The sequence below is a fragment of the Kytococcus sp. HMSC28H12 genome, from assembly GCF_001816045.1.
Lineage (GTDB): Bacteria > Actinomycetota > Actinomycetes > Actinomycetales > Dermatophilaceae > Kytococcus > Kytococcus schroeteri.
Genome location: NZ_KV824369.1, coordinates 1 through 9561 on the forward strand (window position 1 = coordinate 1; position 9561 = coordinate 9561).

Consider the following 9561-nt stretch of genomic DNA (forward strand, 5'->3'; position numbering starts at 1 on the left):
GAGGACCAGCTGCCCGCCGCCCGCCTGCCCGCCGTAGGGGCACCCCCGGCCAAGGCGTGGGCCGACAAGGACCCCCGCGCCGCCGCGCGCCTGGCCCGAGCACGGGCCGACCTCGGGGAGATCGCCGACGACCTGGGCGTGCCCGTGGAGAACCTCCTCACCCCCTCGCTGCTGCGCGACCTGCTCTGGGAGACCGCCGAGAGGGACCGGGTGGACGCCGACGAGGTGGAGCGCCATCTGGCGGACGGCGGGGCGCGTGAGTGGCAGCGTGGCCTGGCGGTGCCGGTGGTGGTGCGCGCCGTCGCCGAGGCGGCCGCCTGAGGCCGTCGGGCACCCGCAGGTGGGCCATGACACACGGCCTGTCGGAGCGTCGGCCGGTTGCGATATCTCATCCATGAGATACCGTCGAGGGCATGACTGATGAGTACTTGGCACGGATCGGGAACCTCATCCGCGACGCCCGACTGCACCGGGGCATGACCCAGCAGCAGGTCGCGGAGATCCTGAACACCAGCCAGAGCGCGGTCGCGCGCATGGAGCAGGGCAAGCAGAACCTCTCCCTGGACACCATCGCCCGCGTGAGCGAGGCCCTCGACCACGACATCGTCGTGCCGGCCTCCATGCCCCAGCACCTGCGCATCGAGGGCGGACGCAAGCTCTCCGGCAGCATCGAGGTGCGCACCTCCAAGAACGCCGCCGTGGCGCTGCTGTGCGCCTCCCTGCTCAACAAGGGCACCACCACGCTGCGCAACCTCGCCCGCATCGAGGAGGTCAACCGCCTCATCGAGGTGCTGAACTCCCTCGGCGTCGAGACCAAGTGGCTCGGTGACACCAACGACCTGCGCATCACCCCGCCGGAGCGCCTCAAGCTCGAGGAGATCGACGAGGCCGCGGCCCGCCGCACCCGCTCGATCATCATGTTCCTCGGCCCGCTGCTGCACCGGTACCCCGAGTTCCAGCTGCCCTACGCCGGCGGCTGCGACCTGGGCACCCGCACCGTGGGCCCGCACCTGAACTCGCTCAAGCCCTTCGGCCTGGAGGTGCTGGCCACCGAGGGCCAGTACAACGCCACGGTCACCAAGAAGGCCCCGGGCCGCGCGATCGTGCTCACCGAGCGCGGCGACACGGTCACCGAGAACGTCATCATGGCCGCCGCCATGGAGCCGACCACCACGGTCATCCGCAACGCCTCGAGCAACTACATGGTGCAGGACCTGTGCTTCTTCCTCGAGGCGCTGGGCGTGAGGATCGAGGGCGTGGGCACCACCACGCTCACCATCACCGGCGTGGAGGACATCGACACCGACGTCGAGTACTCCCCCAGCGAGGACCCCATCGAGGCGATGAGCCTGCTGACGGCCGGCATCGTCACCCAGTCCGAGATCACCATCGAGCGGGCGCCGATCGAGTTCCTCGAGATCGAGCTGGCCACCCTCGAGCACATGGGCATGAAGTACGAGCTCACCGAGGAGTACACCTCGGCCAACGGGCGCACCCGCCTGGCGGACATCACGTACAAGCCCGGCCCGCTGGTGGCACCGCAGGACAAGGTGCACTCGATGCCGTACCCCGGCCTCAACATCGACAACCTCCCGTTCTTCGTGATCATCGGCGCCATGGCCGAGGGCAAGACGCTGGTGCACGACTGGGTGTACGAGAACCGCGCCATCCACCTCACCGAGCTGTCCACCCTGGGCGCCCGCGTGCAGCTGCTCGACCCGCACCGCATCCAGGTGGAGGGCCCGACCCGCTGGCGCGCCGCCGAGATCATGTGCCCGCCGGCGCTGCGCCCGGGCGTGGTCATCCTGCTCGGCATGCTCGCCGCGCCGGGCACCTCGGTGCTGCGCAACGTGTACGTCATCAACCGCGGCTACGAAGCGCTGGCCACGCGCCTCAACGAGTTGGGCGCGAGCATCACGGTGTTCCGCGACATCTGATCTCCCACCGCACGGCCAACGGCCGGGTCCGCAGGCGCGGGCCCGGCCGTCGTGTGTGTGGCGTGGTGGACGGGGCGGGCCACCACAGGACAGATCCCGTTCACCGAGGTGGTGGAGGCTGCCCCCATGGCCGCCACGCGACACCTCTTCCCCGAGGACCCTGCCCCCGCCGCCCGCATCCCCTCCCCCGGCGGTGCCGACGCCGGGGACACGCGCACGCCCTACCTGGCGGGTGACGGCCCGCTCGTGCTGGCCCACCGCGGGTTCGCCCCGGACGGCAGCGAGAACTCGATGGCGGCCTTCGACGCCGCCGTGGCCCTGGGCTGCACGTACGTGGAGACCGACGTGCACGCCACCGCCGACGGCGTGGTGGTGGCCTTCCACGACGACACCCTGGACCGCGTCACCGACGCCACCGGCCGCATCGCCGACCTGCCGTGGGAGCAGGTGCGCCGGGCCCGCATCACCGGCGGCCACCCGGTGCCCACGCTGGAGGAACTGCTCACCCGGCACCCGGGGCTGCGCCTCAACGTGGACCTCAAGTCCGACGGCGCGGTGGAGCCGACCGTGGCCCTCGTGGAGCGCCTCGGCGTGCACGACCGGGTGCTGCTCACCTCGTTCGACGACGCCCGCCGCCAGCGCGCGCTGGACCTGCTCTCGCGCCCCGTGGCCACCTCGGCCGGGCAGGCCCGCACGGCCGCGATGTGGGCCGCCAGCCGGCTGCTCGTGCTCGCCGCCGGCATCGGGGTGGGCACCGCCGAGCTGGCCCGGGGGCGCCTGGCCGCACCGGGGCGGCATCTGGCCACGGCAGCCGAGGAGTGGACCCACCGGCTCGTGCGGCGGGTGGCCCACGACATCGACGCCTACCAGGTGCCCGAGCACTTCCGGGGGTTGCGCGTGGTGGACCACGCCTTCCTCGACGCGGCGCACCTCGCCGGCGCGCAGGTGCACGTGTGGACCGTCAACGAGGAGGCCGACATGCGGCGCCTGCTCGACCTGGGCGTCGACGGCCTGGTGACCGACCGCGCCGACCGCGCCCTGGCGGTGGTGTCCGGACGGTCCTGAGCCGACGGGTGTGCGTCGACCGGGTGTGAGTCGACCGTGCGGCACCTGTGAGTCGGGGGCGAGCCGCGCACGGGCCGGGGCTGGCACAGTGGGGGCGTCCGGTCGAGGGCCGGGGCCGGGCCCACCACCGGGGCCACCCCGGCGGCGAGCTCGTACACGACCACCGCCGACGTGGACGGTGACGGCGCGAAGGACCGCGTCACCATCACCTCCGGCAGCAAGACCACCCGGGTGACCGTCCGCCTGGCCACCGGGCGCACCGTCTCCACCGGCCACACCCACGGCCCCGTCCTCGCCCGTGCCCGCACCCAGTACGTGGGCGCCGCCCACATCTCGGCGTGGTCGAGCCTGGGCTACCGCCGTGAGCGACTGTCCAACGGCACGATCCGGGCGCACACCTCCGTGGGCATCGCGCCCCGCCCCGGCGATGACTTCCGCCAGAGGCACTGCTGCACGGACGGGTGACAGGTCGGGTCAGGCTGCCTGAGCGGCCAGTGTGGTCATGATGGTCTCGTACTCGATGGGGGCCAACCGGCCGATAGCGTCCTGCCGCCGGCGGCGGTGGTAGGTGCGCTCGATCCAGGTGACGATCGCGATCCGCAGGTCCTGTCGGGTCGTCCAGTGCCGACGGTCCAGGACGTTCTTCTGCACCAGGGGGAAGAAGGACTCCATCGCAGCGTTGTCGCCGGCCGCGCCGACCTTGCCCATGGAGCCGACCATGCCGTGACGGTGCAGAGCGCGGACGAACGTCCGGCTTCGGAACTGCGATGCCCTGTCGGCGTGCAGGGCATTGGCGCGGTAAGCGGCAGCCAGCTCGGCGTCAGTGACCGGGTTGGACAGCCACCGGTAGTAGTGCTGGCGAGCGATCTTGAACACCCGGCACGTCACCGTGACGGGGATCCCGTCGCCGGCCAGCTCGCGGACGAGCGGGTACATCACTTTCCCGGCAGGTTCGCCTGAGACAGGTGAGCCGCAGCGCGGCGCAGAACCTCGTTCTCCTGCTCCAGCAACCGGATCCGCTTTGTGGCCTCGCTCAGCTCGACGTTCTCCGCTGTCGTCCTCCCGGGCCGGGCGCCACCGGTCACCTCGGCCGCGCGCATCCAGTTGCACAAGCACGACTCAGCGATCCCGAAACCGGCTGCGATCTGCTTGATCGTCTGTCCAGATTCACGGTTTCGGGCAACGCTGACCACGTCGTCACGGAACTCTTGGGGACAGGGATTGGGCACGGTGCGCGTCCTTCCAGCGACGCCTCGTAGCGCCACAGACCAGATGTCACCTACCTGTGCAGCAGTCCCATGTCACTCAGACGAGGACGAGGCGGCGACGTGGAACACCGAGTCGCCCTCGCAGTCGCTCGTGACGTTCTCACCGGGGTTCCCGCCGCCCAGCTCGATCTCGTCGCCCTCGCCGTAGTGGGTGCCCTGGTAGGTGAGGCCGTCGTCCTCCCAGACGACCTCGCCGGTCGGGAACACTGGAACGGTCGTGCCCTGGTGCTCGCCCTCTACGACCCAGCATCCTTCCCGCTGCGTCAGGGTCCCCTTGAGCTGCGCGGCCATCCCGCCAGGCCCCTTGGCCTCGTACTCCTGCGCCGGGTTCTCCGATGCTGAAGCACTCGGAGGGCTCGAGGCCCCCTTATCCGAGGGCTCGCCGCTATCGCCGTTGCTCGCGCATGCAGCCAACGCCAAGAGTGTCACGCCAGTGACTGTGCATCCCCGAACTGAACACCAGAGTCTCGCGTTCCCCTTCACGGTGGTGAGCCTAAGGCGCACGCCTCGATGAGTCGAGAGGGACTGCGGCCCCGATCCCCGAGCGTGCTCGATCTGCACCTGATGCCTGAGACGGCGCGAGGTGCAGCTGTGCTTGGCGCTCCGATGCACAGCAGGTTCGCTGTACCTGGAAGAGGCGGCGATCGCGACATCTCTTCGCAAGGAAGGGCCACGATGTGCAAACTCTGATCGATCAAGCTCCCTGGATCACTCGGCGGAGCACGAGGGCCGGCCTCCGCGGTGGGTACCGGCCCTCGTGCTGCCCGGCGTGCCCCGGGGCGGCCGGACGCCCGCCCGCTCAGCCCAGCAGCACGGCGGCGATGCCGTCGGCGTCCAGGCCGATCTCGGTGAGGATCTGCCCGCGCGAGGCGTGGTCGAGGAAGCGCTGCGGGATGCCGAAGGCGCGCACGGTGCGCTCGGGGAACTCGGCGGCCACGCGCGAGCCCAGGCCGCCCACCACGAGGGCGTCCTCGACCACCGAGACCCGGCCGCCGGCACGCTCCACCTCGGCCCGCAGCCCGTCGGAGAGCGGCAGCACCCACAGCGGGTCCACCACACGGACCGTGCGGCCCGCGGCGCGCAGGCGCTCGGCCAGGTCGAGGGCGACCGGCGCCATGGCCCCGATGGCCACCACCAGCTCGTCCACCGCACCGTCACCGTCCTGCGTGAGCACGTCCACGCCGTCGCGGTGCGCCACCGCCTCCACCGGCTCGGGCACGCTGCCCTTGGGGAAGCGCAGCACGGTGGGCGCGTCGGTGACCTCCACGGCATCGCGCAGGGCCCGGCGCACGCGCACGCCGTCGCGCGGGGCGGCCAGGTGCAACCCGGGCACGATGGACAGCAACGAGTGGTCCCACATGCCGTTGTGGCTGGGCCCGTCCGAGCCGGTGACCCCCGCGCGGTCGAGCACGAAGGTGACGCCCTGGCGGTGCAGCGCGCAGTCCATGAGCAGCTGGTCGAAGGCGCGGTTGAGGAAGGTGGAGTAGATGGCCACCACCGGGTGCAGCCCGGCACGGGAGAGCCCTGCGGCCATGGTGACCGCGTGCTGCTCGGCGATGCCCACGTCGAAGACGCGCTCGGGGAAGCGCGCCTGCATCGGCTCCAGGCCCACCGGGATGAGCATGGCCGCCGTCAGCGCCACCACGTCCTCGCGCTCGGCGGCGATGTCGACGAGCTCCTCGGAGAACTCCTCGGTCCACGCCCGGCCGGCGATCTCCAGCGGCAGCCCGGTCTCGGGGTTGATCTTGCCCACGGCGTGGAAGCGGTCGGCCTCGTCGTTGGTGGCCGGGTCGTAGCCGCGCCCCTTCTGGGTGATGACGTGCACGATCACCGGGCCGCCGTAGCGCTTGGCCAGGCGCAGGGCGTTCTCCACGTCCGGCAGGTCGTGGCCGTCCACCGGGCCGATGTACTTGATGCCGAGGTCCTCGAAGAGGCCCTGCGGGGCCAGCACGTCCTTGACGCCCTTCTTGAGGCCGTGCAGCGCCTCGAACACCGGACGCCCCACCACGGGGGTGCTCTGCACGCTCTTCTTGGTCCAGCTGAGGGCCTGCTCGTAGCGGCGCTGGGTGCGCAGGTGGGCCAGGTGCTCGGCCATGCCGCCCAGGGTGGGCGCGTAGGAGCGCTCGTTGTCGTTGACCACCACCACCAGCGGCAGGGTCTTGTCCGCGGCGATGTTGTTGAGCGCCTCCCAGGCCATGCCACCGGTGAGCGCGCCGTCACCGATGACGGCCACGGTGGCGCCCTCCTCGCCGCGCAGGCGCCGCCCCACCGCGATGCCGTGCGCCCAGCTGAGCGAGGTGGAGGCGTGGGAGTTCTCCACCACGTCGTGCTCGGACTCGGCGCGGCTCGGGTAGCCACTCAGCCCGCCGGCCTGGCGCAGCGTGCTGAAGTCGGTGCGGCCGGTGAGCATCTTGTGCACGTAGCTCTGGTGGCCGGTGTCGAACACGATGGGCTCGGCCGGCGAGTCGAACACGCGGTGCAGGGCGATGGTCAGTTCCACCACGCCGAGATTCGGCCCCAGGTGCCCCCCGGTGCGCGAGACGCTCTGGATGAGGCGACTGCGGATCTCCGCAGCCAGACCCGGCAGCCGGTCGGCTGCCAGGGCCTTGAGGTCGTCGGGGTTGCCGATCTGGTCCAACGTGCTCACGCAAAGTCCGTTCCGTCGTGCGAAGGGCCCAGTCTAGAGGCGCGGCACCCAGCGTTCACCGCGGAGCGCCTCGCTGAGCAGCTCGGCGCCCCGGCGCGCCTCGGCCAGGCGGCGCCCCTCGGCGGCCATGTGCTCCATGAGCGAGGGCAGGGCCTCCGGCGGCACGTGCACCCCCACCTGCAGCCGCACGTCGCGCCACGCCTGGCGCAGCACCTCCACCTGCCCGGCCACGTGGCGCTCGGCGATCCACGCCAGCATCACCGGGTGGCGGCGCCAGCCGTCGTAGGCGCGGAAGTCCGCCGGGCAGAGGTCCAGCAGCCAGGCCACCGCGTCATCGCGCCACCCGGGGGCGTCCACGGGGCGCACTGGAGCCGGCCAGCCGGGCGGGCCGGAGCGCGGGTCGCGGGCAGGTGCCATACCCGCAGTCTATGGAACAGGCGTACCGATGCGCCAGCCGCGTCTGCGACAGGAGTACTCATGCACCTGCCGTCCCGGTACCCGCCACCGCCGGTCAGTCGCCCGAGTCCTTCTCCCCCGCCTGCGCGGCGAAGGTGTCGCGCACCATCGCGCCGTAGGCGAAACCACCCTCGATGCCGGGGTGCACGCCATCGCTCTGCAGCCACTCGGGGTGCTGCGAGACCAGCGCGTGCCAGTCGGCCACGGCCACGTTGGGGTAGTCCTCGGCGATCTGCCGCAGGTTGTCGTTGGACTCGTCGATCCACGTGGACTTGCCGAAGAGGTTCACCAGCACCACCTGGCGCTCGGGGCCCAGGTCGTCGAGGGTGTCGCGCACCACCTTCTGGTCGCGCACGCCGGCGTTGGTGCCGAAGGCGATGACCACCGAGTCGCGCACGTCTCCGGCGCGCAGGTGGGCACGGATCACCGACTGCCCCTCGGGCCACTGGCGGTTGGACTTGGCGTCGACGGCCAGCCCGGGGAACTCCTCCTTGAACCCGTGGAGGCTGGTGACCACCAACGAGTCACCGAAGACCGAGACCTGGTGGCCCTTCGGGACGTACCAGCCGGAGCCCTTCCCCGTGGGCGCCGTGGACTCCCCCGGCTCGGGCGACGGGGTCGACGAGGGCGAGGCGGCGGGCGACGACGACGCGTCGGGCGAGGGCGAGGCGTCCGGCTCCCCGGTCGGCGAGGGCGAGGCACCCGGGGCCGGGGAGGTGTCCGGGCCGGTGGGGTCGCCGGGCACGACGACCTCGCCGTCGGGACCCACCTGGGCCCCGGGCATCTCGGCCAGCTCCTTCTCGCCGGCCTCGATGGCCAGCTGGGTCTCGGTCTTCTCCGGGGCCGTGGCCACCGCCACACCGCCCATGAGCAGGGCCACCACGGCCGCTCCTGCGGTCACGCGGGCCGGCACCGGTGGGCGCAGCGCGCCGCGGGCACGGACACCCGGGACGGCGCCGCGTCGCACCGGACGCCCCCGCTCGGCGGGGCCCCGCACGGCCTCCACCGCCTGCAGCGCCCAGGCCCGGAAGCCCATCCGCCGCACGGGGGTCTCCACCCAGCGGTAGCTGGCCTCGGTGGCTGCCACCGCCAGCGCCAGCGCCAGCAGCCGGGTCAGGAACGAACCCAGCGAGCCCGGGGTCTGCGCCGGCAGCGCGGCCTCGAGCAGCAGCAGCACCGGCCAGTGCCAGAGGTACAGGCCGTAGGAGCGCTCCCCCACCCACTCCATCGGGCGCAGCTCGAGCACCCGGTGCAGGGCGGTGCGGCCCGGCAGCAGGGCGGCGATGACCACCGCGGTGAGCAGGGACACCAGGAACAGCCCGCCGGTGTAGGTCACCGCACGGTCCTCCGGCATCGCCAGGGCCAGCAGCAGCACGCCCGCCAGCGAGCCCACGCCCGCCGGCCCGCGCCACCGGCGCCAAGCGGCCCCTCGCAGCACGCTGCGCCGCGACATCCACAGGAAGGACACCATCACCCCGGCCATGAGGCCGAAGAGGTGGGAGTCGGTGCCGTAGTAGGGGCGGGTCACGTCGGGGGCGGTGACGTACAGCACCGCCATCCACACCGCCGAGAGCACACCCACCACCGAGACCACGGCCATGCGCTCGCGCCAGCGGCCGGTGAGGGCGATGAGCAGCGCCAGAGCGGGTGGCCAGAACAGGTAGAACTGCTCCTCCACCGAGAGCGACCACAGCGGCTTGTAGAGCACGGGCTGGTTCTGGTCGAAGTACGAGGTGCCGTGGGAGATCTCCACCCAGTTGGTGCTGAAGGTCAGGCCGCCGAGCACCTGCCGGCCGAGCCCCACCCGCAGGTCCCCTCCCCGGGTGAGGTCCACCACCAGCACCAGTGCGGTGCACACCAGCAGCAGCAGCACCAGGGCCGGGACCAGCCGGCGGATGCGGCGCATCCAGAAGGTGGGCATGTTCATGTACCCGTTGCGCCGCACCTCGCGCAGCAGCAGCGTGGTGATGAGGAAGCCGGAGATCACGAAGAAGACGTCGACCCCGAGGAAGCCGCCCCGCACGGTGCCGGGCCACAGGTGGAAGAGCACGACCAGCCCCACGGCCAGGGCGCGCAGGCCGTCGAGGCCCTGGATGCGGCCGGAGTCGGCGGCGCCGGAGCCCATGCCGGCCACCGGACGGGTCTCCCCCTTGGGGGCGCCGCGCCGCGCCTGACCCTGCTGCCGGCC

7 protein-coding genes and 2 pseudogenes are annotated in these 9561 nt (G+C 72.1%); 4 read left to right on the forward strand and 5 right to left on the reverse strand.

Going from position 1 to position 9561, the window contains the following annotated elements; translation table 11 throughout:
- From HMPREF3099_RS12745 to HMPREF3099_RS04180, 4 genes and pseudogenes are all read left to right on the forward strand, one after another.
- Positions 1 to 321 (forward strand): annotated as a pseudogene (locus HMPREF3099_RS12745) (ribonuclease D); the annotation flags it as partial.
- Positions 322 to 413: 92 nt separating this feature from the next.
- Positions 414 to 1937, forward strand: coding sequence for a helix-turn-helix domain-containing protein (locus HMPREF3099_RS04170; protein WP_070704354.1), 1524 nt, complete (start codon positions 414 to 416; stop codon positions 1935 to 1937).
- Positions 1938 to 2063: 126 nt separating this feature from the next.
- Positions 2064 to 3002: a glycerophosphodiester phosphodiesterase family protein gene (locus tag HMPREF3099_RS04175; RefSeq protein WP_083323479.1), complete on the forward strand. Its 939-nt coding sequence runs from the start codon at positions 2064 to 2066 to the stop codon at positions 3000 to 3002.
- Between the two features lie 171 nt (positions 3003 to 3173).
- Positions 3174 to 3467 (forward strand): hypothetical protein, encoded by a 294-nt coding sequence (locus HMPREF3099_RS04180; protein WP_070704357.1) that lies wholly within the window; start codon positions 3174 to 3176, stop codon positions 3465 to 3467.
- A gap of 9 nt (positions 3468 to 3476) precedes the next feature.
- Here the strand turns inward: HMPREF3099_RS04180 and HMPREF3099_RS12315 are convergent.
- From HMPREF3099_RS12315 to HMPREF3099_RS04210, 5 genes and pseudogenes are all read right to left on the reverse strand, one after another.
- Positions 3477 to 4231: pseudogene (locus tag HMPREF3099_RS12315) on the reverse strand (hypothetical protein).
- 72 nt (positions 4232 to 4303) lie between these two features.
- Positions 4304 to 4477: a hypothetical protein gene (locus HMPREF3099_RS12750; protein ID WP_168168430.1), complete on the reverse strand. Its 174-nt coding sequence runs from the start codon at positions 4475 to 4477 to the stop codon at positions 4304 to 4306.
- Between the two features lie 592 nt (positions 4478 to 5069).
- Positions 5070 to 6917, reverse strand: coding sequence for a 1-deoxy-D-xylulose-5-phosphate synthase (gene dxs, locus HMPREF3099_RS04200; protein WP_070704369.1), 1848 nt, complete (start codon positions 6915 to 6917; stop codon positions 5070 to 5072).
- Positions 6918 to 6950: 33 nt separating this feature from the next.
- The gene (locus HMPREF3099_RS04205) at positions 6951 to 7334 is read right to left on the reverse strand and encodes a hypothetical protein (RefSeq protein WP_070704371.1); all 384 of its coding nucleotides are present in this window, start codon (positions 7332 to 7334) and stop codon (positions 6951 to 6953) included.
- Positions 7335 to 7428: 94 nt separating this feature from the next.
- Positions 7429 to 9561, reverse strand: a 2133-nt coding sequence (locus HMPREF3099_RS04210; RefSeq protein WP_141761981.1) for an acyltransferase family protein, incomplete at its 5' end; no start/stop codon positions are given.

What these genes read in the sequence shown, in the direction of transcription:
- HMPREF3099_RS04170 (WP_070704354.1), top strand. Translation starts at nt 414, where the DNA reads ATGACTGATGAGTACTTGGCACGGATCGGGAACCTCATCCGCGACGCC.
- HMPREF3099_RS04205 (WP_070704371.1), bottom strand. Translation starts at nt 7,334, where the DNA reads ATGGCACCTGCCCGCGACCCGCGCTCCGGCCCGCCCGGCTGGCCGGCT.
- HMPREF3099_RS04175 (WP_083323479.1), top strand. Translation starts at nt 2,064, where the DNA reads ATGGCCGCCACGCGACACCTCTTCCCCGAGGACCCTGCCCCCGCCGCC.